Below are 26904 nucleotides of genomic sequence, written 5' to 3'. Positions count from 1 at the left end.
CAGATAGGATAAAAGGGAAGGGGTGAATAGGATGGATATGATGACCATTATCTTTGTCTGCGACTCGGGCCTAGTCAGCAGTGTCATGGGGGCAAAAGTCTTACGGGATCGATTACAAAAAGAGCGATTATCTGTCACGGTTGAAACGTGCCGGGCCAAAGAAATTCCGGCGAATGTCAGCTTTCTGGTCGGTCCCCGGCAAATCGTTGCAAATCTTCCGGTGAAGTCCTCGTGCCGGGTATTTGCAATTGATCATTTGTTGGCAACGGCATCCTATGATGTTTTAATTGAGACCATTAGAAATGAGTTGATGCAAAGTGACTGATTTTACGGCCCGTGAGCGGGAAATCTTGTTTTATTTACTGACGAAATCAGAACCGGTTCAGATTCAGAAAATCGCAGAAGCACTCGAAACTTCGGAACGGACGATTCAACGGGAACGAGACCGGCTTGGACAAACCGTAGCACCGTTTCAGTTGGAACTGGTTTATGTACGGGGACGCGGTTTACAGCTGAATGGGGATGAGGGACAGAAGCGGGAACTGCGTGAAGCGCTATTATTATCCCATCGTCAGTTACCCTCAGCGGAAGACCGGCAAGTCGAACTCGCGTATCGCCTTTTGCAGGAACAAGGGATGATCAAACTGCAGGCTTTGGCACATGCCATGTACATCGCGCCAAGTACGATCAGTCAAGATTTAGAACGGATTGATGAATGGTTCTGTCAGTATGCACTGGAATTAAAACGTAAAAAGGGGTTAGGGGCAGAAGTTATCGGCGAAGAAATCAACAAACGACGGTTGCTGGTCTCGTTGATTTTTACGCAATGGGATGTCTTGTCCTTTTACCGGTTCCTGCAAGGTCATGTCGATCAACTGCCGCATCTGCTTCAGATTCAGCAGCGGGAGTGGATTGAAGCGATTAACCAATCGTATGCCGTGATTGCTCCTTTGACGAAACAGCAGGATATCAGTGATCGACTTCTCATGCGGGCGGCGCTGAGTTTAGCCGTTCAAGCGATTCGGATGGACCAGTTTCCGATGGTCTATGAATTAAAAGCATATCCGCTCGAAGTCTTGCATCACGTCGATACGCTACAGCAACGGTTGCCGTACCCCTTATCGATTGCCGAGCGGCAATGGATTTCTGAAGAGTTACGGAATTTTCAACAAGATCAGCTGGAGACCGGCGAAGAACTGGTTATTCGTCTGCGTGTCAAACGACTGATCGAACAGGTCTCCTTATTGTACGGAGAAGGTTTCACAGAGGACCGGGCGCTCGAACACGGGTTGGTCAGTCACATCATGTCGTATACGAAACAAAACATCGTGAATCCGTCTTATGTCATTAAACAGATCGAACGGGAGTACCCGCGTTTGTTTGACGCTGTTAAACAAGCCGCTGAATTCGTCTTCAACGATCAAACGTTTGCGGATTATGACTTAGCCTTTTGGGTGATGCACTTTGGCGCTGTTTTAAGTAAACCGTTGCCGAAAACACCCTACCGTGTCCTCGTCGTCTGTTCGGCGGGACTCGGATCGTCGAAATTACTGATGAACCGGTTACGGCAGGAATTTACCGAACTCGAGCAAGTCGAAAGTTCGTCTCTCTTTGGCATTGGACGTCTCCAGCTGAAGGATTATGACTTTGTGTTATCGACGGTGCCGTTGCCGGACATTAGTCAACCGCATCTGCTCGTCAATCCGTTACTGCCGAAAGAAGAAGTCGACCGAATCCGGAAATTACTTGTCTCCCTACCGAAATCGTTCCAATCTCCCGTCCGTCAGGAGTCATCGGGATGGCTGGATTTAGTTCGATTGGAAGAATTGGTCAAGACGGCCCGCCAATTGAGTGACGCGTTTTCCATTGAAACGATTGCTTCGCAAACGGAAGGGTTGGAAGAAATCCTTCTTGAAATCAGCAATGGACTGGTCGAAAAAAACGTCACCTCGTCGGCCGTCCAATTATCGGCGCTATTGTTACGGCGTCACGAGATGTCTGGACTCGGCATTCCCGGGACACGGTTGGCTTTATTCCATGGTCGCGACGAATCGATTCATCGTGGAGGGTTCTTCATCTATGAGCTGGATCAACCGATTGATCTTTTGGGGATGGATCAGCTCATTCAACCGGTCGAACGGATTTTAGTACTCGCGGCACCAGAAGAAGCGACGGATCAACTGCTGCAACTGCTCAGCTCAATCAGTGGTGCGATCATCGAAAATGATGAACAAACCCATCAATTTGAATACGGGGATGTTCATCAACTGCAACAGATTTTGAACCGGACATTCCGGAAGGTCATCGAAAGAGAGCTCGAGGCGGTCGAGCAACCGATTAATTTCTCATGAGGACAACAAATCAGAAGAACCATTCGTTGATACGGATGGTTCTTTTGGTCTTGTCCAAGTAATCTGACAAAACGTGAACTAGGAAAGATTGAGTAAGCGTTTCCATAGCGCATACAATAAGGGCATAGCAAAGCACTTATCATACAATGCAAACAAAGAGGGTACACCAATGACAACAACACAAGAAGGAAAACGTGGACTCCGTGTCCAGGTACAACGGTTTGGAAGTTTCCTCAGCGGGATGGTCATGCCGAACATCGGTGCATTCATCGCCTGGGGGATCATCACGGCGTTATTCATTCCGACCGGGTGGGCACCGAATAAAAGTCTGGCGGAGTTAGTCGGTCCGACGATTACGTATCTGTTGCCGCTACTGATTGGGTTTACCGGCGGGAAATTGATGCATGACGTTCGCGGAGGAGTCGTCGGGGCACTGGCGACGATGGGGGTCATCGTCGGAACAGAAATTCCGATGTTCCTCGGCGCAATGGTCATGGGACCACTCGGCGGATTTACCATCAAGAAATTTGATCAACTAATTGAAGGCAAAGTTAAACCGGGTCTTGAGATGCTCGTTAACAATTTCTCGGTCGGGATTATCGGTGGTTTGTTGATGATCGGTGGCTTTAAACTGTTTGGTCCGCTGATGACGGGACTGGACGATATCATGGCAGCGGCTGTTGGAGCGATCGTCAGTGCTCATTTGCTGCCACTTGCGAGTCTGTTCATCGAACCGGCTAAAATCTTGTTCCTCAACAATGCCATTAACCACGGAATCTTAAGTCCGCTCGGTTTGGACCAAGTTAGTGAAGCCGGAAAATCGGTTCTGTTTTTACTCGAAGCGAATCCGGGACCGGGTCTCGGCTTGTTACTCGCTTATTCGGTCTTCGGTTCAGGTGCAGCGAAAAAGACAGCACCAGGGGCAGCCTTTATCCAGTTCATCGGCGGGATTCATGAAATCTACTTCCCGTATGTGCTGATGAAACCGGTTCTCTTGCTCGCCATGATTGCCGGCGGTATGAGCGGTATCCTCACTTTCGTCTTATTTGATGTCGGTCTGGTCGCACCGGCTTCACCAGGAAGTATCATTGCTGTCCTTGCGATGGCATCTCGCGGTTCATATGTCGGTCTTGTTGCCGGTATCCTGATTTCTGCATCCGTTACGTTTGTTGTTTCGTCTGTCTTGCTCAAAACGAGTAAAGCAAAAGAGACATCGCTTGAAGAAGCAACGGCTAATGTCAGCGCGATGAAAGGTAAAAATTCGATTGCTTCCTCGCTTGTTTCAGCGGAATCTGCAACTTCATTAGCAGAAGTCGAACACATCATTTTTGCCTGCGACGCCGGAATGGGATCGAGTGCAATGGGCGCATCCGTCTTACGCAACAAAATTAATAAAGCCGGACTGCCGATTAAAGTAACGAACACGTCGATCAGTCAACTCCCGACAGATGCCGAATTCATCATCACGCACCAGGATTTGACGCAACGGGCGAAGGAACGAGTACCGCAAGCTGAACATCGGTCCGTCGAAAACTTCTTGAATGCAGGTTACTATGATCAACTGGTTCACGAAATCGAAACAGCACGCAATAAAATTTCTTAAAAAATAGACAGGAGTGAATGAAGGATGGCAACTGCGATGAAACTGGAAAAAGAAATGGTGTTACTGAATCAACAGTTTAATACGGACGAGGAAGCGATTGAAGCAGCAGGAACATTGCTCGTCGATCATGGATATGTCCGTCCGAACTATATCGAATCGATGAAAACCCGTCACCGGTTATCGACGGTCTACATCGGAAACCATGTCGCGATTCCTCATGGGACGGAAGAGTCAAAAGAAGAAGTCTTAAAAACAGGATTATCCATTCTACAGGTTCCGAACGGTGTGTCGTTCGGAACCGAAAAGGCAAAGCTGATCATCGGGATTGCCGGCATCGGTGACGAACACCTGGAACTGCTGTCGCACATTGCCATTATTTGTTCGGATGAAGAGAATGTCGAGCAGTTGGTCAAAGCGCAAACAGCCGAAGACATTATTCAGCTGTTATCTGTGGAGGTGTAAGCTATGAAAGCCGTTCATTTTGGTGCAGGAAATATCGGTCGGGGCTTCATCGGCTTACAATTGGTTAAATCAGGTTATGATGTCTGTTTCATTGACGTGAATGCCGAAGTCGTCGAAGCGTTGAAAACGCGCGGGGCGTACACGGTCGGTTATGCGGCGGAAGAAGCAGCGGTGGAAGAGGTGTCGCGCGTCACAGCATTGAACAGTGAGACTGAAGCCGAGCGGGTAGTCGAAGCCATCGCGACAGCCGATGTCGTGACGACAGCTGTCGGACCGACGTTGCTTGCGAGAATTGCTCCCTTGCTTGCGGAAGGACTCAAACAACGGACGACAACCCAAAACGTCTTTGTGATCGCATGTGAAAACATGATCGAAGGATCCAGTCATTTGCAGCAAGAAGTGATGCATTATCTTGAGTCAACGCCAAGCAATGTCTTTTTCCCGAATGCCGCCGTCGACCGGATTGTCCCGTTGCAACACCATGACGATCCGTTATACGTCGAAGTCGAACCGTTTTTCGAGTGGGTTATTGAGACAAAGGCGTTACCGGATGATTATCCGGTGTTCGAAGGTGTGACATACGTGGCAGACATCACACCGTTCATCGAACGGAAATTATTCACCGTCAACACCGGACATGCGATCGCCTCTTACCTCGGTGCATTGTTTGGAAAAGAGACGATTGCTGAAAGTCTGCAGGATGTCCGTGTCCGGCGCGGCGTACAAAGTGCCTTGTATGAAACCGGATGGTTACTGCTTGAAAAATATGGCTTTGATCCGAAAGATCACAGCGCCTATATTCAAAAAAACATTAAACGATTTGAAAATCCGCGGATCCATGATGAAATCGTCCGTGTTGCCCGTTCACCGATCCGGAAGCTCGGGCCACGCGACCGGTTGGTCAAACCGGCCCGCGAATTAATGGACCGTGGTATCGAGGCGAATGGATTAGCTCTGGGGATTGCTGCGGCTTTAACCTACTCCGATCCAAATGATTCAGAATCTTCTGAATTAAATACCTTTATTGAACAAAACGGCATCCAAAAAACCGTCGCGACTTATCTGGGACTGGAAGCAGACGAACGTCTCAGTCAACTGATTGTCAGTCAGTATGAACAGATGCACCCGATGAGTGATTCCATTGCCTGATCCCGTTTGACCTGAACCAGTTCCGGTGTTTGCCGGAGACTGGTTTTTTTGTCTTTAAATCCAATTGTTTTAGGAAAAGCACCCAAGTTTTCTAATTTCCAAATCTTTAACATAAATTCATAGTCTTGTGTATAACAGATTTAGAATATTCGTTATCGAATATTTTTAACGGTTTTTGCGATGTACGCTATAGAAACGGAACTATTCTCCGATCCGATTCTTAGTTAAGAGAAGGTGGAATTATGCTGAATTATAAAGTGAACGTATATATGGCTAAAGGAACACGATTAAAATCAAACCATTCGATGGCAGCAAAACACTTGATTTACACGAGTCAATTTTCATCTCATACACCGGTCGAACTGATTCATCAATTGCTGTTGAACCGCCTGACCCTCGAACAAGAACAGAACCCGCACTTGATGTATACACTCGAAGTCAATACTGTCGTCGACCAATACGTGATTGATGTCCGTCTTTCCTCTGAAGGGGACGTATCGGACACGGTGGAACGCGGACTGATTGAATTGATTGAACGGGAAGAAGTGAGACATATCCAGGCACTTGAAATCGGAAAACCGGATTACGCCGAATTTGCGCATCTGGTCCTGCATGTCAAACCGGGAGCTCTTCGCGTCGATCAAGAGAAAATGCAACATGTCTTTGATGGATCCGGCGTTCAAGGGCGAATCATCCTGCAAAAAGAGCGGATCGACAGCCGAGAACCGTGTCACTCGATTCAATTGTTGATAGGCGGGATGGAGAAGAGTTTATACAGTCTCTCGCATTACCAGCTGGATCCGCTGTTCCGGAAATTCGGTTTAGTCATCCAGTCCTTGAATCTGTTGCCGTTTGATCTGTTCTTGATTCGTGACAAAGTAGCGATGTTATCCTCCGCTGACGCTACCCGGCTGTGGATCGATGATATTACGACTTCTAAAAATGGCAGAAGTCATCAAATCTGCTTCAAGGATGGTCAGGAATTCATGACGGTCATCTGTGATTTACACGGCTCGATCCGCTCCTATAAATGCTCTTAAGACAGTCTTTGACGTTTAACATGGTTTCATTTCGGTTAAATCCTTTAGAGAAGAAGCTGAAGCTAAAGAATTGGAGATGAAGGCTATGTTATCAGAAAAGCAAATCGAGACATTCAAAACACGTTTGTTAAAGGAAAAAGATAAAACGGAAACAAATATTGAAAATCGCGAAGTCGACTATGATACAGGGGAACTGTCGAGCTACGACAACCACCCGGGCGATTCGGGAGACGAATTGTTTTTACGGGAACGCGATCAAGCAATGACAGATATGCAGGAAGAAATGTTATCGGATGTCGATGTCGCGTTAAAAGCGATTGAAGATGGCACGTACGGAATCTGTAAAGTCTGCGGCAAAGAGATTGAAATCGAACGTCTTGACATCATTCCGGAAACGTTATTATGTATTGAAGACGCGAAAAAAGAAGAAGAGCAGCTTGGAAACGATCCGACATCGCGCCCGAGTGAAGAGGCGGTCCTTGATCCATCCGTTACGGCAACCGGTAAAGACATCGATGGGGCAACTGACGGATTCAGTAAAGTCGGTGAGTTCGGAAACTCGGATACACCTTCTGATAAAGAGGACGGCATCGATCCGACACGCTGATTCGACCAATCCACACGTCAATCCATTTTTTGGAGATGACGTGTTTTTTTTGTGAAAAAAAATCTTTAAAAATATCGGAAAATTTTGACTTTTATAAAACATTTGGTACGATAGAAACAAGAAGACATTTCGATAGGGGTAAAATGAAAGCGCATACATGAGATACCTTCTCGTCGGTTGACCATTTTATTTGAGGGAGGAACAATCAGATGATTTATGAGATTCCAAACACGCAAGGGTCAAAGGTACAATACAAGGATCGTTATGAAAATTTCATTAACGGAAAATGGACGGCACCGGTCGGTGGAGAATATTTTGATAACGTGACGCCGATTACCGGGAAAGTATTATGTCAAGTAGCCCGTTCAGGGAAAGAAGATGTCGAGTTGGCACTGGATGCGGCACATGCGGCAAAAGATGCCTGGGGCAAGACGTCAGTCGCAGAGCGGTCAAACATCTTAAATAAAATTGCGAATCGGATGGAAGAAAATCTTGAGATGCTCGCCTATGCGGAAACTCTCGAAAACGGGAAAGCAGTCCGTGAGACACTGAATGCCGATCTTCCGCTTGCCATCGATCACTTCCGGTACTTTGCAGGTGTCATCCGGGCCCAAGAAGGTTCAATCGGGGAACTCGACAACGATACAGTCGCTTATCATTTCCATGAGCCACTTGGAGTCGTCGGTCAGATCATCCCGTGGAACTTCCCGATTTTAATGGCTGTCTGGAAACTCGCACCGGCACTCGCGGCAGGAAACTGTGTCGTCTTGAAACCGGCGGAACAAACACCGGCAAGTATTTTACTGATGACGGAACTGATTGAAGACTTATTACCTCCGGGTGTCCTGAATATCGTCAACGGTTTCGGACTGGAAGCCGGAAAACCGCTCGCCTCAAGCAAGCGGATTGCGAAAATCGCCTTTACGGGTGAAACAACGACGGGACGACTTATCATGCAGTATGCGTCGCAAAACATCATTCCGGTTACACTCGAGCTCGGCGGGAAATCACCAAACATCTTCTTTGCTGATATCATGGATGCCGATGATGCCTTTTTCGATAAAGCAATCGAAGGATTATTGATGTTTGCCTTGAACCAAGGGGAGGTCTGTACGTGTCCATCACGTGCCTTGATTGAAGAATCCATCTACGAGCCATTCATGGAACGGGTCCTCGAACGTGTCAAAGCGATCAAACTTGGTAATCCGCTGGATGCTGATGTCATGATGGGTGCTCAAGCATCGAGTGAACAAATGGAGAAAATTTTGTCGTATCTCGAAATCGGAAAATCGGAAGGGGCCGAGTGTCTGATTGGCGGCGAACGGAACCATCTTGACGGTGACCTCGCGGATGGTTATTACATTCAACCAACAATTTTCAAAGGAAACAACAAGATGCGGATTTTCCAAGAAGAGATTTTTGGGCCAGTCCTGTCCGTCACGACATTTAAAACAGAAGAAGAAGCACTGCAAATTGCCAATGACACGCTGTACGGCTTAGGTGCCGGTGTCTGGACGCGTGACATGAACCGGGCATACCGCTTCGGACGCGCGATTGAAGCAGGACGCGTCTGGACAAACTGTTACCACCAATATCCGGCACATGCTGCGTTCGGCGGTTACAAAATGTCGGGAATCGGCCGTGAAAATCATAAAATGATGCTTAACCATTACCAGCGGACAAAAAATCTTCTCGTCAGCTATAGCCCGGATAAACTTGGTTTCTTCTAATCGAAGAAAGGATGTGGCGACATGGTCGAACGTGTACTTGCGACCGATGCCGGCTTGGAATTGATTGAACTGCTAAAAGCAAAACACGGACCGTTAATGTTTCATCAATCGGGTGGATGTTGTGACGGCAGTTCCCCGATGTGTTTTGCGGAAGGCGATTTATTTTTAGGCGATCAAGATTTATTGATCGGTACAATCGGCGGCTGTCCGTTTTATATTCATGAGGATCAATACGCCTACTGGAAACATACGCAACTGATCATTGATGTCGTTGATGGTCGAGGCGGAATGTTTTCCTTGGAAGGCGTCGAGGGGAAACGGTTTTTAACACGTTCTCGTGCTTTTACGTCTGAAGAATATGCGGAGCTCACAGCTACTGCCAAACCATAGAACAATCAAAAGAAGACACCTCGCCCGAGTATTTAAGTGCTTATGACTTAGATACACCGGGTGGAAGGTGTTTTTTTTGTGGCATCACGTTATAATTAAAAGATATTTTACAAAAAGAGGAGGACGAAACATGGCGACTTTTCAAGAGTTGACGTCCATTGAAGCCGTGAGGGATTTTTATCTCGGGCAGCGGGCGAGTTTTATTTATGTTTCGAGTCCGGGCTGCGGTGTCTGCGCTTCGTTGTTTCCGCAGATTGAGCCGATATTAGCGAGTCATCCCGAATTTCGGTCGGGACATGTCGATTTAGGAAGCGTCCCGGAAATTGCCGGAGAATTTTCCGTGTTTACTGCTCCGGCTTTGCTGTTTTTTGCGAACGGGAAAGAAATTCACCGGGAAGTACGAATCGTTCCCATTGAACCGTTTACTAAAAAAGTCGAACAGCTCAGCCGATTGGTAGCATCACTCGATTAACAATATCACATCGTCAGGAGGAAACAGACATGCGTTATCCTTATTTAGGTTGGACCGGACAAACAATCGGTGTGACGGCTCCGTCTTCCGGATTATCGGAAGAACTGCATCCGATGATTGAAGAGGCGACGAATCGATTACGGGATCGGCAAATGACTGTTCAAGTCGGACAAACCGTTTGGACACAACAGCAGGCGGCAAGTGCGCCGGTTCAAACGCGGGCGGACGAGCTGAATGCAATGCTGCAAAATCCGGAAATTGATGCAATCATTCCACCATTTGGAGGGGAACGGGCGATTGATGTGTTACCATTCCTGGATTTTGAACGAATTCCGGCAAAGTGGTTGCTCGGGTATTCGGATATCAGTACATTACTGTTTGCGATTACGCTCAAGACCGGCATTGCGACGGCGCACGGACCAAACTTCGTCGACATGCGCAGTGAAGAATGGAATGAAACGACGACAGCTTGGCGACGAGTTCTCGCGACGCCTGCCGGAGCAACCGTGACGCAGTGGACATCTGATTTGTATCAGACGAATTGGAATCATGCGGAACGGCCCGAACGTTATATGTACCACCTCGACGCGGCAACAGAGTGGAAAACAATCGATCCGGCCCAAAAACAGGTATCCGGCCGGTTGCTTGGCGGATGTCTTGAAACGATTCGTCATCTCATCGGAACACCGTACGGAGATGTGGTCACGTTTCAGACGGATCAGCTGAATGAAGAACCGATTCTTTGGTACTTTGAAGTATCGGAAGCGAGTGCCACCGACGTTCACCGTTCGCTGATGCAGATGTATCTCGCGGGGTGGTTCGAGCGGGCATCGGGCATCGTGTTCGGACGAACAGCCGGCGGGCGGACAGTTGAGGAGTATACCATCCTCGACGTGTATAAGACGTTTAATGAACTGCTGGACATTCCGGTGTTTTACGATCTCGATATCGGTCACCAACCGCCGCAAATGACACTCGTCAACGGAGCATCAGCAACTATCATGATTCAAGGAAAAGATTCTAGATTAGACATGACATTTCAGTAATCTAGAAGAGGAGGACAGATATGGCGAGTCGGAAGTTTCAATCGTTAGCAGCGTACAAGCGGGTGCACATCAATCCGGAAACACGGCGGATGACCCTGCCTGAACCGTTTTATGATGCGTTACAGGTAAAAGATGAACTGATGTTAGCACAGGTCGGTCAAGTGCTGATTATTCGGAACCCACAGGAAATCGTCACGACGGAAACGGATTTGCTGTCGGACATCGTCGAAGAAGGGTTCACGGGACAAGAATTGGTTCAGGAATTTGCTTACCGAAAGGCACAACACGAACATCGTCTGCGGCAACAAATTTTACAAGAAGAGGATGCCGAGTCCTCAGCACAACTACAAATTGATCTTTAAGAGCAGATGAGGAGTGGGAGCAATGCGAACACGAACGAAAATCGGTTTAGGTGTAATCGGTTCCGGGATGCTTGCAGCGAGTTATTACTTTTATGAAATGGCGATCGCAACCAATCCGAAACCCTTTTTATCCAATAACCGTGATTTGAGTGACGAAATGGTCCGTCTGATGCAACCGGGGCAGACGTGGATTAAAGAACAGCCGCTGGAATTGATTGAAGTCAAGGCGCATGACGGATTAATGTTACGCGGGCATTACTTGCCGCCGCTTGTACCATCGGATCGGATTGTGATTTTAGTGCATGGATACGGCGGTGTCGGAACGGATTTGGCCGGATTTGCGTATCTGTATCACCAAGCCGGTTTCCACGTCATGATGCCGGATAACCGTGGACACGGAAAAAGTGACGGGAACTATATTGGTTTCGGATGGCATGACCGGGAAGATTGTCTCCGGTGGACCGAATATCTGGTAGCTCGTCTTGGCCGAGAAAGTGCAATCTTTTTGCACGGTGTTTCGATGGGAGGAGCAACCGTTCTGATGACCAGTGGGGAACTGTTGCCGCCGCAAATCAAAGGCATCATTTCCGATTGTGCGTATACGTCGGTCAACGCCGTTCTCGCCTATCAAATGAAGCGGATGTATCGTCTGCCGCATTTCCCGTTCCTGACGATGACAAGTATCTTGACGAAATTAAAAGCGGGCTATTTTTTCAGTGAAGCCTCGGCCATTAAGCAAGTCCAGCGGGCGACGGTTCCGATTCTGTTTATTCACGGCGGAGCCGATACATTTGTTCCGACTTCAATGGTCTATGAATTGTATCAAGCCTGTCCGACGGAAAAAGAATTGGTGGTCATTCCGAATGCAGCCCACGCGATGGCTTATTTCGAGGATCCGGACACATACGATACGGTCGTGGAACGATTCGTCCGGCGGATTTTAGACGAACCGACAGAAAAAGTATAAAAAAATGCATGAAACCGTTGACACGAAAAAAACTATTTAGTATTCTAATAACATAAATAGAAGTCGTCGTGGCGGAACTGGTAGACGCGCTAGACTCAGAATCTAGTGGTGGCAACACCGTGGAGGTTCAAGTCCTCTCGGCGGCATTTTAAAGTGAAAATAGGAGTACTTTTCGTCAGAAGGGTGCTCCTATTTTTTTATTTTGAAAAATTTTGATTCATGCTCTTAACAAGTTTGTTCGTAAAATTTGAATTTTTCTGATAAAATATGTGTTAAGGAAAATTTTTTGAGGAAAATACATGAAAGAAGGCATTTGTCTTCAAGAGAGGAGTAACAACATGAAAAAGCATTTATCGGTATTATTTTTATTGCTCAGCTGTCTCGTGGTATTAAGCGCATGTAGTATCGGTTCACAGGACGAGGTCTCAAAAGACAAGACGTACAAGGTTGGCATCGATGTTACGTATCCGCCGTTCGAATATAAAGACGGGGACACATACAAGGGAATCGATATCGACCTCATCAAAGCGATTGCCAAAGATCAAGGATTTAAAATCAAGTTTGAAGCGATGGATTTCAGCGGAATCATTCCCGCTCTTCAAGCGAACCAACTGGATGTAGCGATTGCCGGAATGAGTATCACACCGGAACGGAAAAAGGTTGTTACGTTCTCAGACCCGTACTTTAAAGCCGGGCTGATCCTGGTCGTCAAAGAAGATGAAAACAAAATCAAATCAGTCGATGATTTGAAAGGCAAGAAAGTTGCGGTTAAAAAGGGAACAACAGGTGCAAAATATGCAACTGATAATGCAGACAAACTCGGAATCACCGTCACTCAATTCAATGACAGCCCGGCCATGTTCCAGGAAGTCAAAAACGGAAATGCTGCCGCATTGATTGAAGATTATCCGGTCATCTCCTATGCAAACAAACAGCAAAACCTTGGTCTGAAACTTGTCGGAGACCGTTTGAATGGTGATAATTACGGAATTGCCGTCCTCAAAGGTGAAAACGAAGAGTTGATGAAAAAAATCAACAAAGGACTCGCAAACCTGAAAGAAAACGGGGAGTACGACAAAATCGTCGATACGTATTTAAAATAAGCCATTTGAACGAATGACAAGGGAGTTGAGTCACTGATGGAAGTCGCAAAAACGGCGTTTCCGTTTTTTCTAGAAGGGTTACAGATCACCCTCTATATCTTTATCATCGCGGTCATCGTCGGATTTTTAATCGGCTTGATCGTCGCCTTGATGCGTTTATCACCACTTAAGATTTTAAACGGGATTGCCATCGTCTACATCGATGTCATCCGGGGAACGCCCTTTATCGTCCAATTGTTCTTCATTTATTTTGGACTCAATTCACTTGAGTGGCTGTCGATGGACCGGATGTATGCCGGGATTCTCACTGTCGCCATCAATGCCGGAGCCTATTTCGCCGAGATCATCCGGGCCGGGATTCAATCGATTGATAAAGGGCAGACAGAAGCGGCACGTTCTCTCGGTATGACGGGGCGTCAAACGATGACACAAATCGTTTTACCGCAAGCCTTCCGCCGTATGCTACCGACGATTACGAACCAATCGATCATCAGTTTAAAAGATACGTCGTTGCTATCGATCATCGGTATCGCGGATTTGACGCAACAGGGACAAGTGCAACAAGCAACGACATTTGAACCGTTCATCGTCTGGACGGTCGTCGGTCTGATGTACTTCGTCGTCATCTATCTCCTTTCACTATTAGGGAAATTCTTGGAGCGGAGGTTTACACTGCGATGAGTATCATTGAAGTCAAACAATTAAAAAAATCATTTGGTTCGAACGAAGTCTTAAAGGATATTTCGGTCGAGATTGAAGAAAAAGAAGTCGTGTGTGTCATTGGACCTTCGGGATCGGGGAAAAGTACGTTTCTCCGTTGCTTGAACCGGCTCGAAGATATCACGGGCGGTACAGTAATCGTCGATACCCATGACATCACAGATCCGAAAGTCGATATCAATAAAGTCCGTGAAGAAGTCGGAATGGTGTTTCAACATTTCAACTTGTTTCCCCACAAGACCGTGCTTGAGAACGTCACACTTGCACCGATGAAAGTCCGGAAAACGGACAAAACGCAAGCGAAACAGCGGGCGCTCGAATTGTTGGATAAAGTCGGATTGCGGGAGAAAGCCGATAACTATCCGGGGGAACTGTCCGGCGGTCAAAAACAACGGGTTGCCATTGCCCGTGCCCTGGCCATGAATCCGAAAATCATGTTGTTCGACGAGCCGACATCCGCGCTCGACCCGGAAATGGTCGGCGATGTCCTTGCTGTCATGAAACAATTGGCACTTGAAGGGATGACGATGATTGTTGTCACGCACGAGATGGGATTTGCGCGTGAAGTCGGGGATCGGGTTCTTTTTATGGATGGTGGTTTCATCGTCGAAGAAAACATTCCGAGTCTATTGTTTGATTCTCCACAACACGAACGGACACAATCGTTTTTAAGTAAAGTGTTATAACACAAGACATTGAGCAGGAATGGCCTTCAGGGAGGTCGTTTCTGCTCTTTTTTTGACGAATACAGCTGTTTTCCCCTAGAGAGGTTTCATTCATAAACAACACAGGGTACAGTCATAAGAAAAACTTATACATTTATGACTGAGAAATTGGGAATTCGAAACGCACTGACCTAAAAGAAGTAGTAATATAATAACTAAGGCAAACACTTTTGACATACAGGCCATCGTTAAGGGTTATGTTCGGCCTCGTTGCAAGGAACATGACGATTATCGAATTTTTATGTCATATGATTTGAAAGCGCTAACAGGTAGAGAGCTGGAAATATACTGATTTTCAGTACAATGAGTGGAATGAATGAAACGGGGGGAACCGTACATGGCAAGCCGGGAACAGGAACAGCAAACATTTTATGGACCAAACCTTGGATACATCATTGAATTGTATGAACGCTTTTTAGAAGATGCTTCTTCTGTTGATGAAGAAACACGGACCTATTTCGAACAAAATGGTGCTCCGGTCGCAGAATCAGTAACTCAGCAACCGATCGAAACGGGAGATTTCGAAAAGTACTTGGCAGCGAGTCGCTTAGCGGATCAAATTCGAGCGAAAGGTCACCTTGCGGCTGACATCTATCCGCTGAAAGATCATCCGCGGGAAACGGAATTGCTGGAGCTTCGTCAGTTCGGATTGACGGAAGCCGATTTACGCGGCATGCCGGTCACGCTTGTTTGTCCGGAACCGCCGGGACATCTGAAGGATGCCTATGAAGGGATCGAACATTTAAAAGCACAGTATACAGGTGCCGCAGCCGTTGAATTCCAACACGTCGATGATTTGGAAGAAAAGAAATGGTTACGCCAAAAAATTGAACAAGGTGCATTGACGGCACGTTTATCAGTCGAACAGAAAAAGCAGTTATTCAAACGGCTCGCCGAGACGGAGTTATTCGAAAAATATCTTCATAAAACGTACGTCGGACAGAAGCGGTTCTCGATTGAAGGTCTTGACGCGATGGTTCCATTGCTCGACACGATCGTTGGACATCTGATTGCCAATGGGTCGGAAACAATCAATATCGGAATGGCGCACCGGGGACGATTAAACGTCTTGGCACATGTATTAGGCAAACCGTATGAAATGATTTTCGCGGAATTCCAGCATGCACCGAACCATGATCTTGTCCCTTCCGAAGGATCAATCGGCATCACGTACGGTTGGACGGGTGATGTGAAGTATCATTTAGGGTTAAACCGAAAAATGGAACAACAGTCAAGTAACGTCCGGATGACGCTTGCCAACAATCCGTCTCACCTCGAGTTCGTCGATCCTGTTGTCGAAGGATTCACACGGGCAGCGCAAGATGACCGTTCACAAAAAGGGGCACCACGTCAGGAACAAGGGAAGGCTGCCGCTATCCTCATTCATGGAGATGCTGCTTTCCCTGGACAAGGAATTGTTGCTGAAACGTTGAACCTGACGAATTTGAAAGGTTATAACACAGGCGGAACGATTCATATCATTGCCAATAACACAATCGGCTTTACGACGGAACCGACGGATTCCCGTTCGACCCGTTATTCAAGTGACTTGGCAAAAGGGTATGAGATTCCGATTTTCCACGTCAATGCAGATGAGCCGGAAAGTTGTTTGGCAGTCGCCTTGCTTGCCAGCGAATACCGCGCGACATTCAACAAAGACGTCTTGATTGATTTGATCGGATACCGTCGTTTCGGACATAACGAGATGGACGAGCCGATGAATACGAATCCTGTCCTTTACGATTTGATCCATAAACATGACTCAGCCCGTGTCTTATATGCGAAGCAACTGGTGGAACAAAATGATGTCACGAAAGAAGATGTCACGACGATTGAAACGGACATCAATGACATGATGAAAGCGGCTCGCGAGAAAGTTCCGAATGTCGAAAAAGAATACGGCGGCATCATGCCGGATGTTGTCTTCAAAGGTGTCCCGCACATCGAGACCGGTGTCGCAGTTGAAAAATTGACGGCTTACAATGAGCAGTTGCTCGAATGGCCAAGCGGATTCAATGTCTTCCACAAACTTGAAAAAGTGTTGAAACGCCGGACCGACGCGTTGACGACTAAAAACGGCATCGACTGGGGACATGCGGAAACGTTGGCATTCGCCTCGATTCTTTCCGACGGTACACCGATTCGACTCAGTGGTCAGGATTCAGAACGGGGAACATTTGCCCAGCGGAACATCAATTTAAATGACGTGAAGACAGGCAAAGCGTTTTCACCGATGCACAGCTTGAAGTCAGCAACAGCATCATTTGCTGTCTACAACAGTCCGTTGTCGGAAGCAGGCGTTCTCGGATTCGAATACGGCTATAATGTTTTCGCACCGGAAACACTGGTGCTGTGGGAAGCCCAATACGGCGACTTTGCCAACTCGGGTCAAGTCATCTTTGACCAGTTCATTTCGGCAAGCCGTGCTAAATGGGGGCAGACGTCCGGACTTGTCATGCTGTTACCTCACGGATATGAAGGACAAGGACCGGAGCACTCGAGTGCCCGCCTGGAACGTTTTCTGACTCTGTCAGGCGAAAAGAACTGGACGGTCGCCAATGTATCGAGTGCGGCCCAGTATTTCCATCTGCTACGCCGTCAAGCTGCGATTCTTGGAAAAGAAGAAGTACGTCCGCTTGTCGTCATGACACCAAAAAGTTTACTCCGCCATCCACTGGCGACGTCCGATTTGTCGGAACTGACAGACGGTTCATTTAAACGGATTGTCGAACAGGACGGTCTCGGGCAATCACCGGAACAAGTGGAACGAATCGTCTTCTGTAGCGGAAAAGTGGCCATTGATTTGGCGGAAGCCGTTTCGAAATCTGATGATGATTTCAACTGGTTGCACATTGTCCGGATTGAAGAAATTTATCCATTCCCGGCCAAACAGTTAAATGCTTTGCTTGAACGTTATCCGAATGTCAGTGAGTTTGTCTGGGTTCAGGAAGAACCGAAAAACATGGGGGCTTGGACATACATCGAGCCGCGTCTTGAATCGGTTGCCGTTAATGGCATTACAACGGTCCGTTATATCGGCCGTCGTCGACGTTCGAGTACGGCGGAAGGTGATCCGACAGGACATAAAGTCGAACAGGCGCGGATTCTGACAGATGCCTTAACACGGACGACAGTCGATCAACCGAGCACATCAGCTACTTCCGAAACAAATGTCTAAGCTAAAATCAAGTGGGGTCAAACACGAAAAGTCTTAGGGGGACGAATTAACATGGAAATCAAAGTGCCAGAACTTGCAGAATCGATTACAGAAGGTACGGTCGCATCGTGGTTAAAACAACCCGGCGATCAGGTAGAAAAAGGGGAAGCCATCGTCGAGCTGGAGACAGATAAAGTTAACATCGAAGTCCCATCTGATGAAGCGGGCATCCTGTCCGAAGTAATGGCAGCCGAAGGGGATACAGTCCGTGTCGGAGAGACGATTGCCATCATCACGGCAGGCGGAGAAGCGGCACAACCGGCAGCAACAACGCCGGCACCGGAGCAAAAAGAAGCACCGGTTGCACAGGAAGCGAAAAAAGAACAGCCGGCACCTGTTGCTGCGACAGAAGCGACGTCGGTTGCCGATCGTCCGATCGCATCACCGGCTGCTCGGAAAATGGCCCGTGAAAAAGGAATCGATTTAGCACAAGTCGCGACACAAGATCCACTCGGACGGATTCGTGTACAGGATGTCGCGACGTTTGAAGTCGCTCCACGTGAACAAGCAAAAGCACCGCAAGCGCCGGCACCACAAGCAGCACCGTCTGCAGCTCCGGGTAAACCGGAAGAACGGATTAAAATGTCACGTCGCCGTAAAACGATTGCCAACCGTTTAGTAGAGGTTCAACAAACGGCAGCGATGTTGACGACGTTTAACGAAATCGATATGTCGGCTGTCATGTCATTACGGAAGCGCCGCCAGGAAAAGTTCGTCAAGGACAATGAAGTTAAGCTCGGCTTCATGTCATTCTTCACGAAAGCAGCTGTTGCCGCATTGAAAAAAATGCCGTATTTGAACGCAGAAATTCAAGGGGACGAAATCGTTCTCAAGAAATTCTACGATATCGGAATCGCAGTTTCTGCTCCAGACGGCTTGGTTGTACCAGTCGTTCGTGACGCCGACAAAAAGAACTTCGGTGAAATTGAAAAAGATATCATCAATCTGGCTGTCAAAGCCCGGGACAACAAACTCGGCTTATCTGATTTGACAGGTGGGACATTTACGATCACAAACGGCGGAACGTTTGGATCATTGATGTCGACACCAATCCTGAACGGACCGCAAGTCGCGATTCTCGGGATGCATGCGATTAACCTGCGTCCGGTCGCCATCGACGCCGAGCGGATGGAAAATCGTCCAATGATGTACGTTGCACTTTCCTATGACCACCGAATCGTTGACGGGAAAGAAGCCGTCACGTTCCTGAAGCACATCAAAGACTTGCTTGAAGATCCGGAGTCATTGATTTTTGAAGCTTGATTCAATCATTTTTACTCCCTGTTTCCGTCGCGGAAGCAGGGAGTTTTTATGCATCAGTTCAAGTGGATGTGACAACTTTGTCACGGAATCTATACGGAAGATTACATGGAGTTCATAAATCCTTCATCAACAGCCTATAAGATACATCTGTACGTTACTTCGAAAGGGGAACTAGAAATGTTGAAACAAATCGGTGTCACGGTAGTCGCAGGAATGATCGTCGCAAGCGGTACAACGAGTATTGAAGCAGCGGGGAAAGCGAAAGGGTTGCTTGATCCAAATCGAGTTGTCAACATCGCTCACCGCGGAGCATCCGGTTATGCACCGGAACATACGATGCTTGCCTACGATATGAGCCATAAAAAGTTTAAAGCGGATTATATTGAAATTGATTTACAAATGACGAAGGACGGTCAACTGATTGCGATGCACGACGAGACGGTTGACCGGACGACGAATGGTACCGGAGCCGTCAAGGATAAAACGCTTGCGCAAATCAAGCGTCTCGATGCGGGCAGCTGGTTTAACGAAACCTATCCGGCATATGCCAACGCGAAGTATAAAGGACTGAAAGTACCGACATTAAATGAAATTTTCGACCGGTACGGCAAACAGGCAAACTACTATATCGAAACGAAATCTCCGGAAGTTTACCCGGGGATGGAGAAAAAACTGTTGGATACGTTACGACGTCACGGATTATCGAGCAACCGGATTAAACCGGGACAAGTCATGATTCAATCGTTCAGCCGGGACAGTTTACTGAAGGTCAAGCAGTTAGATCCGAAACTTCCGCTCGTTCAACTTCTTGAGGCACCGCAAATGACGGATGTTACGAACCAGGAATTAAAGACGATTAAATCGTATGCTGTCGGTGTCGGACCATCATTTAAATCGTTGACACGACAAAATACGAAACAAATCCGGAATGCTGGATTGTTGCTTCATCCGTATACAGTCAATGAAAAAGTAAATATGCAACGGATGCTCGATTACGGTGTGACCGGCGTCTTTACGAACTTCGCCGACCGGTTCAATGAAGTTCTGAAACATACAAAAAAGAAATGATTCCTTAAAAAGTCAGTTTCCGGATCCGGAAACTGACTTTTTTTGTTCGGATGGCATCCAAATCTCTTTCCGTTACGTATACTGTTAAAAGCACATCCTTTATTTTCGATTAGGATCGAACATGATACGATGAAACAGCAGTGTGAAGTGGGATTTAAATGGGTTCCATGAACAGAAAGAGAGGAAAAACATGCGAATCACTCAATATACAGACTATGGACTTCGCGTCCTGATTTATTTAGGTCTTCACCGAGATGAAGTAACACCGATGCCGGCGATTGCCAATCACTACGGTATTTCTTCCAATCACTTGATGAAAGTGACACAACAATTGACGAAACTCGGATACGTGGAGTCGACACGCGGGCGGACCGGGGGACTTCGGCTGATCCGTGATCCGGAAGAAATCAATATCGGAAAAGTCGTTCGCGAGATGGAGCCGATGGATATCGTCGAATGTTTTGCGGCAGATGGTCATTGTGTCATTGAACCCCAGTGTCAGCTCAAAGGGATTCTTGCCCGTGCCTTGCGTGCTTTCATTCGGGAACTGGAACAACATACATTAGCCGAATTACTCAAAAATCCATATGAACTGAATTTGTTATTCGCAAAAACGGATGCGAACCCTTCACGTTAAGTGAACGGTCGCATCCGTTTTTTGTGCTCGTAGAGAAAAAGAACTGGGCTCATTTTAATTTAGGAGCAGGTCGTTTTTTAGGGGTGACATGCTCCGGATTTTTGGCAAGGTCATCCTGAACCGAACCTTTCCAAAGCGGAACATCACTGTAATAGGCGGCACGGGCAATTAAATGTCCGCCAATCGGTGCTGTGATTAAGACAAACAGGATGCCGAGTACGACTCGGGACGAGAAAAATCCGTCTTCAGCGACGAAATAGATGATGACGCTGATAAGAATACTCATGACGCCGAGTGTTGCACTCTTGGAGGCGGCATGCGCACGTGTATAGAGGTCAGGTAACCGGATAAGGCCAAGTGCCGTCACGAGGCTAAAAAATGCTCCGATCAATGCAAAGGCAGCTACAAAAAAATCACTGATTGCGGTCACGTTCGATGATCTCTCCTTTCTCGATGAATTTCGAGAAGGCGACCGTCCCGATAAAGGCTAAAATCCCGATCAACAAAATGACTTCGAGGTAGTTACTCGTCCGAAGAATAATTGAGACGAGACCGACGACGGAAATCAGGCTGATTCCGATCGAGTCAAGGGCGATGACCCGGTCGGCTACGGACGGTCCTTTAATGACCCGGTAAAATAAACCGAGCATGGATAGGAAGACGCCTCCTAAGGCAATGAATAAAATCGTCTCTAACATCAGCGGCTCACCTCCAGGATGGCTTTCTCAAAACTGTTTCGGATCGAGGCCACTGCATCATCCGCTTCCGGCATGTGCAGAGCATGGATGTACAATGTCTTGTTATCGTCCGAGATATCGACGACCAACGTTCCGGGGGTCAACGTAATCAACAGTGACAGCAATGTAATCTGCCAATTGTGTTCGAGTTCTGTCTCATAGGCGAAAATCCCCGGTTTAATGTCGAGGCGTGGCTTTAAAATGATGGACAACACTTCCAAATTCGCGACGACCAGTTCATACAAAAACCGAATGAACAATCGGATCAAGGCGATGAACGGTCCAATATAAAACCGGGTGCTGAACCCTCGCCGCATCGCGAACATCGCAATCAAACCGAGTAAGTAGCCGATGATGAACGATGAGGCGGAGAAGGAGTTAGCAAGAAACATCCAGAGGAATGCAAGCAAGATGTTGAGTAATAACTGAAACGGCATAGGTTAATCCTCCTTCAGTACAGCTTGGATATAGAGTGTCGGATCAACTAGCGGATCGACAGCTTGCGTGATGAGCGGACGGACGGCTTCCGTTCCGATTCCATATAAAACGGTCATTGCGACTAAAGCGAGTGCAGGAGCCAGCAACTGTTTGGTCAGATGGCGTTTTGGACCGCTGTAAGTTTTCGGTGTCCCCCAGAAGCCGCGGATGAAAATCTGCATCACGGAATAAAGCACAAGCAGACTCGAAATCAAGACGACGAACGGACCCACGAGATCGCCGGCTTCAAAACCACCGCGGACGATCAACAGTTTCCCGATGAATCCGCTGAGCGGTGGAATGCCGGCAAGTGATAATGCCGCAATGAAATACGTCCAGCCAAGCAACGGATAGTCCTTGATCATACCACCCATATCTTTTAAGCGGCTGGATCCGGCAATACCAATCATCACACCAATCAACAGGAATAACGCAGCTTTGATCAGCATGTCGTGAATCAGGTAGAAGACGGCACCTTCAAGCGACTGCCGGGTCATGACAGAGACGCCGTACAAGATGACACCCACCGCAACGATGATGTTGTAAATCAGAATCTGTTTCACATCACGTGTCGCAAGTGCCCCGATGACACCGATGACGATCGTTGCGAGCGCCAGCCAACCGAGCAGTTGATGCGTGAACTGTTGCTGGTGTGAAAAGAACAGACTGTATGTCCGTAAGATACCGTAGACACCAACTTTTGTCAGCAAGGCACCAAACAGGGCAAGAACAGGTGTCGGCGGCACTTGATACGAACCGGGAAGCCAAAAGTACAACGGGAAGATGGCGCCCTTTAAGCCAAAGACAATTAAAAACAGAACCGCGATGACGCTTAGGATACCGGGTTGATTGATTTCAGTGATCTTTTGTGAAATATCAGCCATGCTGAGTGAACCGATGACCCCGTATAAAAAGGCGACGGTCATGACGAACAAGGCGGACGAAATGACGTTAATCAACAAATACTTCAACGACTCCCGAAGTTGAGCCGGCTTGCCGCCGAGAACAATCAGGACGTAAGACGAGATCAGAAATACTTCGAAAAAGACGAACATGTTGAAAATATCACCTGTCGTGAAGGCACCGTTGACACCGAGCAATAAAAATTGGACGGCGATGTAATAATAAAACCGTTGGTGCAAGTCGGACAAATAATACATTGAATACCAGATGACAAAAAAGACGAGCAGACTGGTCGTTAAGACAAGCAGGGCGGACAACATGTCCGACACGAGCGTAATACCAAACGGAGCCGGCCAGCTGCCGAGTGTCACGGTCAGAATGCCGTCTTTTCGGACACTGTACACGAGATAGATTGTTGCAACGATCGTCAAGAAAGTCGAAACAAGCGACACCGATCGTTGCAGGCGGAGTCGGTTTGGAAACAGCATCAAGATGACTCCGGTAATCAGCGGAATTAACAGCGGTAGTAATGGTAAATTAATCATGCGTATCGGTTCCTTTCATTTCCTCCAGATTATCTGTTCCCAGTTCCTGATAAGCCCGATAAGCAAGTACAAGGAAAAATGCAGTCACACCAAAGCTGATGACGATCGCTGTCAAGACTAAGGCTTGTGGCAGCGGATCCGTATACTGGGTGATGCCGTCCTTGATGACAGGAGCGGCACCGGTCTTCAGACCACCCATCGTCATGACGAGCAGATGAGCAGCATGACTGAGTAAACCGGTTCCGATGATGATTCGTAAGACACTTTTTGAAAGAATGAGATAGACGGCACACATCGTCAAGATGCCTGCTGCAATCGCCATGATGATTTCCATGCGTTAATCACTCTCCCCAATCGTTTGAATAATTGTCATTGTCACACCAACGACCACAAGATAAACACCTAAATCGAATAACATCGCTGTATGCAAAGATGTTTTTCCAAACAGCGGTAAATTGAAGTAACCGTGGGCATGTGTGAAAAACGGTTTGTTGAACAGCAGGGCACCAGACGCTGTCAGCACGGAAATCAACATGCCGACTGCCGTCATCTGTTTGTAATCAATCGGAAGAATCTGCCGAAGTGTCTTGATGTCAAAAGCCAATAGGACGAGAACCAGTGCCGAGGCGGTCACAAGACCGCCGATAAATCCGCCGCCCGGTGTGTAGTGACCGGCGAAAAACAGGTAGACGGCAAACAAAAAGATGATAAAAGTGATGAATGTCGTCGAAGATTCCAATATGACGTCATTCGTATGCTTTTTGATCGGGTTTTTCATTTGTCGATTCCTCCTGTCTTGCGGAAATTGATCATCGCGTAAATCCCGAGTCCGGCAATCGCGAGCACACTGATTTCAAACAACGTATCAAAACCACGGAAGTCGACGAGAATAACGTTGACCATGTTCCCGCCGGCAGCAAGGTCCGCTACGTTGTCGATATAATACTGGGCAATCGAAGCAAATGACCGTTGGCTGAGCGAAGCGAGTGCAACGAGTGTGACACTTAAGCCGACAAGTGCGGAAATTGCTGCGTTTCCGAGTTTAAATTTAATCCGTTCCTCTTTCCGGCTGATTTCCGGCATGTGATAAAACACAAGCAGGAATAAAGCGACGGAGACGGTTTCGATGACGAGTTGGGTCAAAGCCAAGTCAGGTGCCCTGAATAAGACGAAGAACAGAGCGACCGTATAACCAACGACACCAAGTAAGATGATCGATGTCAAACGCGACCGGGCAAAGGTAATTGATAAGGCACTGCCGACAAGGACCAGGACCAAGACGACTTCATAGGCATGAACCGTACTGAGTGGGTTCACATCAAACCGGAAGGCATCGAGGAAATAAAGGCTCGATAATACCAGGACGACGATGAAACCAAAGATATACACGAGGTAGGAACGCATATAGCCGGTCATGACCGTGTCATGGATAGCGGTCGAGGTCCGCTCACCGCGACGCAACAGGGCATCATATTGATGATTGAGCGAGACCTGCTTCGGCATCCGGTGATACAGGGAGCGCCATTTTGGCAAGGTCAGGAATAAAACGGTTCCGGCTGAGATGATCAGGACGGTTAAGAACAGTTCCAGATTAAATCCATGCCAGAGCTTGATCTCGACCGGAATCGTACCGCCGTTTGCGATGACTTTCGGTAAAATCGCTTCCGCCGCCGGACGAATCAAGGTGTTTGACAACAGGTTCGGGAACAAGCCGATCAAGATGACCAATGAAACAAGAACGAGCGGCGGAATCAGCATGCCAATCGGTGCTTCATGCGGTTTTTTCGGCAACTTGTCGAGTTGCTTCGGACCAAGGAATGTCCGGTAGACGATTAAAATGCTGTAGACGAACGTAAAGATACTACCGACGACGGCGAAGAACGGGAACAACAGACCAAATGTATCGAGATGGAATAAGCCGGACTCTGATACTTGAAGAACACCGGTCAAAAACATTTCCTTACTTAAGAAACCGTTGAACGGCGGTACACCCGCCATCGACAACGTGCCGATCGTCGCAATTGTGAACGTCACCGGCATCAGTTGCGATAAACCGCCGAGTTTCCGGATATCCCGTGTGCCGGTCTCATGATCGACGATTCCTGCCATCATGAACAGACTTCCTTTGAACGTGGCATGGTTAATCAAATGGAAGACGGCAGCGACGGTTGCGACTGTATAGAGGCTGTCCGGTATGATGTCGACCTGCAATGCAGCTGCTCCGAGTCCGAGCAATGACATGATCAAACCGAGTTGTGAAATGGTTGAATAGGCTAAAATCGCTTTTAAATCAACCTGTTTGACGGCGTTCAATGATCCCCAGAAGAGTGTGAACATTCCGACAGACGACACCAGATAAAACCAGAGCGGTGTTTCCGCAAAGATCGGACTCATTCGGGCTACGAGGTAGAGACCGGCCTTGACCATCGTAGCCGAGTGGAGATAGGCGCTGACCGGAGTCGGTGCCTCCATTGCGTCCGGTAACCAGATGTGAAACGGGAACTGGGCGGATTTCGTAAAAGCCGCCAGTAAAAACAGGACAAGCGATACGGTGAAGAGCGGATCACCGGAATAGGTGCCGACCGTCGCAAGCGATTCACGGATGCTGAATGAGCCGGACAAGAGCGACAGCAGGGAAATCCCGCCGAGCATCGACAGACCACCAAAAACAGTGATGAGCATTGATTTTTGGGCACCATAACGGGAGCGTTCCCGTTCGTACCAATAGCCGATCAACAGGAAAGACGAAATCGATGTCAATTCCCAGAACAGATACATGACGATCATATTGTCGGACAAGACGATTCCGAGCATCGCCGTCATAAACAGGAGCAGATACACATAAAAATTATGAAGTGCTTCTTTTTTGGCATCGAGATAATAAATCGAATACAGCACGACGAGCGAACCGATTCCGGTAATCAATAACGCAAATAGTAAACCAAGCCCGTCGATGTAAGCCACGAAATTGATATCGAGCGAAGGAATCCATTTCATCGTCGCAACGACTGTTTTTCCGGCCATCGTCTGGCTGAGAAATTGACTGAAGTAAGCGACGAGCGTCAGCGGAACAAGCAGGACGAACCAGCCTGTGTGCACCGATCGAATTTTTTTATACAACAATGGAATGAAGAGACTGACGAGTAACGGCAACAAGATTGCCAAATGAAGCAATGACACATGATTCCCTCCTTTTCATATCGTTCATTTCATCGAAAAAATGAAAGAAGGACACAGTACGCAAGCGAGCAGTCGTGCTTGTGACGAGTCCTTTTTTATCCAATCATTCGATTCTTATGAAGCATCTGTTAAAAGTATAACGTAGATTTC

Annotated in this window: 27 protein-coding genes and 1 tRNA gene; 21 read left to right on the top strand and 7 right to left on the bottom strand. The window is 47.5% G+C overall.

What is annotated here, in order from left to right:
* Positions 1-31 precede the first annotated feature (31 nt).
* From ABIC15_RS09335 to ABIC15_RS09235, 21 genes are all read left to right on the top strand, one after another.
* Complete coding sequence (locus tag ABIC15_RS09335) at positions 32-325, top strand: PTS sugar transporter subunit IIB (protein ID WP_318928448.1); 294 nt, start codon at positions 32-34, stop codon at positions 323-325.
* The gene (locus ABIC15_RS09330) at positions 318-2351 is read left to right on the top strand and encodes a BglG family transcription antiterminator (protein WP_354020544.1); all 2034 of its coding nucleotides are present in this window, start codon (positions 318-320) and stop codon (positions 2349-2351) included. The genes ABIC15_RS09335 and ABIC15_RS09330 overlap by 8 nt, the downstream gene beginning before the upstream one ends.
* A 169-nt stretch (positions 2352-2520) precedes the next feature.
* On the top strand, positions 2521-3954 hold the full coding sequence (locus ABIC15_RS09325; protein WP_214764630.1) for a PTS mannitol transporter subunit IIBC: 1434 nt from the start codon (positions 2521-2523) through the stop codon (positions 3952-3954).
* 24 nt (positions 3955-3978) lie between these two features.
* Entirely contained in the window at positions 3979-4416 is a 438-nt protein-coding gene (locus ABIC15_RS09320; RefSeq protein WP_354020543.1) for a PTS mannitol transporter subunit IIA, read from the top strand.
* 3 nt (positions 4417-4419) lie between these two features.
* Positions 4420-5565, top strand: coding sequence for a mannitol-1-phosphate 5-dehydrogenase (locus ABIC15_RS09315; protein ID WP_354020542.1), 1146 nt, complete (start codon positions 4420-4422; stop codon positions 5563-5565).
* A gap of 242 nt (positions 5566-5807) precedes the next feature.
* Positions 5808-6605, top strand: coding sequence for a hypothetical protein (locus ABIC15_RS09310; protein ID WP_354020541.1), 798 nt, complete (start codon positions 5808-5810; stop codon positions 6603-6605).
* Between the two features lie 85 nt (positions 6606-6690).
* The gene (locus ABIC15_RS09305; protein WP_318092502.1) at positions 6691-7212 is read left to right on the top strand and encodes a TraR/DksA C4-type zinc finger protein; all 522 of its coding nucleotides are present in this window, start codon (positions 6691-6693) and stop codon (positions 7210-7212) included.
* Between the two features lie 209 nt (positions 7213-7421).
* The gene (gene adh / locus ABIC15_RS09300) at positions 7422-8942 is read left to right on the top strand and encodes an aldehyde dehydrogenase (RefSeq protein WP_012370586.1); all 1521 of its coding nucleotides are present in this window, start codon (positions 7422-7424) and stop codon (positions 8940-8942) included.
* A gap of 21 nt (positions 8943-8963) precedes the next feature.
* Entirely contained in the window at positions 8964-9332 is a 369-nt protein-coding gene (locus tag ABIC15_RS09295; RefSeq protein ID WP_012370585.1) for a DUF779 domain-containing protein, read from the top strand.
* A gap of 130 nt (positions 9333-9462) precedes the next feature.
* Positions 9463-9804 carry a thioredoxin family protein gene (locus ABIC15_RS09290; protein ID WP_012370584.1) on the top strand — a complete coding sequence of 114 codons (342 nt, stop codon included), beginning with the start codon at positions 9463-9465 and terminating at the stop codon, positions 9802-9804.
* A 29-nt stretch (positions 9805-9833) separates the two neighbouring features.
* The gene (locus tag ABIC15_RS09285; protein WP_354020540.1) at positions 9834-10850 is read left to right on the top strand and encodes a S66 family peptidase; all 1017 of its coding nucleotides are present in this window, start codon (positions 9834-9836) and stop codon (positions 10848-10850) included.
* A gap of 20 nt (positions 10851-10870) precedes the next feature.
* Positions 10871-11212 (top strand): hypothetical protein, encoded by a 342-nt coding sequence (locus ABIC15_RS09280; protein ID WP_114595634.1) that lies wholly within the window; start codon positions 10871-10873, stop codon positions 11210-11212.
* A 22-nt stretch (positions 11213-11234) separates the two neighbouring features.
* A complete protein-coding gene (locus tag ABIC15_RS09275) occupies positions 11235-12179 on the top strand; it encodes an alpha/beta hydrolase (RefSeq protein WP_214764682.1) in 945 nt (314 codons plus the stop codon).
* A 62-nt stretch (positions 12180-12241) separates the two neighbouring features.
* Positions 12242-12325: transfer RNA gene (locus ABIC15_RS09270), tRNA-Leu, on the top strand.
* 192 nt (positions 12326-12517) lie between these two features.
* On the top strand, positions 12518-13282 hold the full coding sequence (locus tag ABIC15_RS09265) for a transporter substrate-binding domain-containing protein (protein ID WP_214764691.1): 765 nt from the start codon (positions 12518-12520) through the stop codon (positions 13280-13282).
* 36 nt (positions 13283-13318) lie between these two features.
* Complete coding sequence (locus ABIC15_RS09260; protein WP_012370579.1) at positions 13319-13963, top strand: amino acid ABC transporter permease; 645 nt, start codon at positions 13319-13321, stop codon at positions 13961-13963.
* The gene (locus tag ABIC15_RS09255) at positions 13960-14688 is read left to right on the top strand and encodes an amino acid ABC transporter ATP-binding protein (protein ID WP_012370578.1); all 729 of its coding nucleotides are present in this window, start codon (positions 13960-13962) and stop codon (positions 14686-14688) included. Before ABIC15_RS09260 ends, ABIC15_RS09255 begins: the two co-directional genes overlap by 4 nt.
* Positions 14689-15043: 355 nt before the next feature.
* Positions 15044-17905, top strand: coding sequence for a 2-oxoglutarate dehydrogenase E1 component (locus tag ABIC15_RS09250; protein WP_354020539.1), 2862 nt, complete (start codon positions 15044-15046; stop codon positions 17903-17905).
* A gap of 51 nt (positions 17906-17956) precedes the next feature.
* Entirely contained in the window at positions 17957-19207 is a 1251-nt protein-coding gene (gene odhB, locus ABIC15_RS09245) for a 2-oxoglutarate dehydrogenase complex dihydrolipoyllysine-residue succinyltransferase (RefSeq protein ID WP_354020538.1), read from the top strand.
* Positions 19208-19384: 177 nt separating this feature from the next.
* Positions 19385-20275 carry a glycerophosphodiester phosphodiesterase gene (locus ABIC15_RS09240; protein ID WP_354020537.1) on the top strand — a complete coding sequence of 297 codons (891 nt, stop codon included), beginning with the start codon at positions 19385-19387 and terminating at the stop codon, positions 20273-20275.
* 190 nt (positions 20276-20465) lie between these two features.
* Complete coding sequence (locus ABIC15_RS09235) at positions 20466-20912, top strand: Rrf2 family transcriptional regulator (protein ID WP_012370574.1); 447 nt, start codon at positions 20466-20468, stop codon at positions 20910-20912.
* Positions 20913-20961: 49 nt separating this feature from the next.
* Here ABIC15_RS09235 and mnhG read toward each other — a convergent pair whose 3' ends face one another.
* The 7 genes from mnhG to ABIC15_RS09200 are packed head-to-tail and all read right to left on the bottom strand — an operon-like array spanning position 20962 to position 26754.
* A complete protein-coding gene (mnhG, locus tag ABIC15_RS09230) occupies positions 20962-21342 on the bottom strand; it encodes a monovalent cation/H(+) antiporter subunit G (RefSeq protein ID WP_012370573.1) in 381 nt (126 codons plus the stop codon).
* Positions 21326-21610, bottom strand: coding sequence for a Na(+)/H(+) antiporter subunit F1 (locus ABIC15_RS09225; protein ID WP_012370572.1), 285 nt, complete (start codon positions 21608-21610; stop codon positions 21326-21328). Before ABIC15_RS09225 ends, mnhG begins: the two co-directional genes overlap by 17 nt.
* Positions 21610-22086 (bottom strand): Na+/H+ antiporter subunit E, encoded by a 477-nt coding sequence (locus ABIC15_RS09220; protein WP_012370571.1) that lies wholly within the window; start codon positions 22084-22086, stop codon positions 21610-21612. Before ABIC15_RS09220 ends, ABIC15_RS09225 begins: the two co-directional genes overlap by 1 nt.
* Before the next feature lie 3 nt (positions 22087-22089).
* Complete coding sequence (locus ABIC15_RS09215) at positions 22090-23574, bottom strand: Na+/H+ antiporter subunit D (protein WP_354020536.1); 1485 nt, start codon at positions 23572-23574, stop codon at positions 22090-22092.
* Positions 23567-23908, bottom strand: a complete 342-nt coding sequence (locus ABIC15_RS09210; RefSeq protein WP_012370569.1) for a Na(+)/H(+) antiporter subunit C — start codon at positions 23906-23908, stop codon at positions 23567-23569. Before ABIC15_RS09210 ends, ABIC15_RS09215 begins: the two co-directional genes overlap by 8 nt.
* 3 nt (positions 23909-23911) lie before the next feature.
* On the bottom strand, positions 23912-24352 hold the full coding sequence (locus ABIC15_RS09205) for a Na(+)/H(+) antiporter subunit B (protein WP_012370568.1): 441 nt from the start codon (positions 24350-24352) through the stop codon (positions 23912-23914).
* Entirely contained in the window at positions 24349-26754 is a 2406-nt protein-coding gene (locus ABIC15_RS09200) for a Na+/H+ antiporter subunit A (protein ID WP_354020535.1), read from the bottom strand. Before ABIC15_RS09200 ends, ABIC15_RS09205 begins: the two co-directional genes overlap by 4 nt.
* Positions 26755-26904 lie beyond the last annotated feature (150 nt).

Source organism: Exiguobacterium sp. PvP048 (assembly GCF_040549175.1).
Lineage (GTDB): Bacteria > Bacillota > Bacilli > Exiguobacteriales > Exiguobacteriaceae > Exiguobacterium_A > Exiguobacterium_A artemiae.
Note: the sequence above shows the minus strand (reverse complement) of the source record. Positions and strands in the feature narration are given on the sequence as shown.

What these genes read in the sequence shown, in the direction of transcription:
- ABIC15_RS09335 (WP_318928448.1), top strand. Translation starts at nt 32, where the DNA reads ATGGATATGATGACCATTATCTTTGTCTGCGACTCGGGCCTAGTCAGC.
- ABIC15_RS09325 (WP_214764630.1), top strand. Translation starts at nt 2,521, where the DNA reads ATGACAACAACACAAGAAGGAAAACGTGGACTCCGTGTCCAGGTACAA.
- ABIC15_RS09320 (WP_354020543.1), top strand. Translation starts at nt 3,979, where the DNA reads ATGGCAACTGCGATGAAACTGGAAAAAGAAATGGTGTTACTGAATCAA.
- ABIC15_RS09315 (WP_354020542.1), top strand. Translation starts at nt 4,420, where the DNA reads ATGAAAGCCGTTCATTTTGGTGCAGGAAATATCGGTCGGGGCTTCATC.
- ABIC15_RS09310 (WP_354020541.1), top strand. Translation starts at nt 5,808, where the DNA reads ATGCTGAATTATAAAGTGAACGTATATATGGCTAAAGGAACACGATTA.
- ABIC15_RS09305 (WP_318092502.1), top strand. Translation starts at nt 6,691, where the DNA reads ATGTTATCAGAAAAGCAAATCGAGACATTCAAAACACGTTTGTTAAAG.
- adh (WP_012370586.1), top strand. Translation starts at nt 7,422, where the DNA reads ATGATTTATGAGATTCCAAACACGCAAGGGTCAAAGGTACAATACAAG.
- ABIC15_RS09295 (WP_012370585.1), top strand. Translation starts at nt 8,964, where the DNA reads ATGGTCGAACGTGTACTTGCGACCGATGCCGGCTTGGAATTGATTGAA.
- ABIC15_RS09290 (WP_012370584.1), top strand. Translation starts at nt 9,463, where the DNA reads ATGGCGACTTTTCAAGAGTTGACGTCCATTGAAGCCGTGAGGGATTTT.
- ABIC15_RS09285 (WP_354020540.1), top strand. Translation starts at nt 9,834, where the DNA reads ATGCGTTATCCTTATTTAGGTTGGACCGGACAAACAATCGGTGTGACG.
- ABIC15_RS09280 (WP_114595634.1), top strand. Translation starts at nt 10,871, where the DNA reads ATGGCGAGTCGGAAGTTTCAATCGTTAGCAGCGTACAAGCGGGTGCAC.
- ABIC15_RS09275 (WP_214764682.1), top strand. Translation starts at nt 11,235, where the DNA reads ATGCGAACACGAACGAAAATCGGTTTAGGTGTAATCGGTTCCGGGATG.
- ABIC15_RS09265 (WP_214764691.1), top strand. Translation starts at nt 12,518, where the DNA reads ATGAAAAAGCATTTATCGGTATTATTTTTATTGCTCAGCTGTCTCGTG.
- ABIC15_RS09260 (WP_012370579.1), top strand. Translation starts at nt 13,319, where the DNA reads ATGGAAGTCGCAAAAACGGCGTTTCCGTTTTTTCTAGAAGGGTTACAG.
- ABIC15_RS09255 (WP_012370578.1), top strand. Translation starts at nt 13,960, where the DNA reads ATGAGTATCATTGAAGTCAAACAATTAAAAAAATCATTTGGTTCGAAC.
- ABIC15_RS09250 (WP_354020539.1), top strand. Translation starts at nt 15,044, where the DNA reads ATGAAACGGGGGGAACCGTACATGGCAAGCCGGGAACAGGAACAGCAA.
- odhB (WP_354020538.1), top strand. Translation starts at nt 17,957, where the DNA reads ATGGAAATCAAAGTGCCAGAACTTGCAGAATCGATTACAGAAGGTACG.
- ABIC15_RS09240 (WP_354020537.1), top strand. Translation starts at nt 19,385, where the DNA reads ATGTTGAAACAAATCGGTGTCACGGTAGTCGCAGGAATGATCGTCGCA.
- ABIC15_RS09235 (WP_012370574.1), top strand. Translation starts at nt 20,466, where the DNA reads ATGCGAATCACTCAATATACAGACTATGGACTTCGCGTCCTGATTTAT.
- ABIC15_RS09225 (WP_012370572.1), bottom strand. Translation starts at nt 21,610, where the DNA reads ATGTTAGAGACGATTTTATTCATTGCCTTAGGAGGCGTCTTCCTATCC.
- ABIC15_RS09220 (WP_012370571.1), bottom strand. Translation starts at nt 22,086, where the DNA reads ATGCCGTTTCAGTTATTACTCAACATCTTGCTTGCATTCCTCTGGATG.
- ABIC15_RS09215 (WP_354020536.1), bottom strand. Translation starts at nt 23,574, where the DNA reads ATGATTAATTTACCATTACTACCGCTGTTAATTCCGCTGATTACCGGA.
- ABIC15_RS09210 (WP_012370569.1), bottom strand. Translation starts at nt 23,908, where the DNA reads ATGGAAATCATCATGGCGATTGCAGCAGGCATCTTGACGATGTGTGCC.
- ABIC15_RS09205 (WP_012370568.1), bottom strand. Translation starts at nt 24,352, where the DNA reads ATGAAAAACCCGATCAAAAAGCATACGAATGACGTCATATTGGAATCT.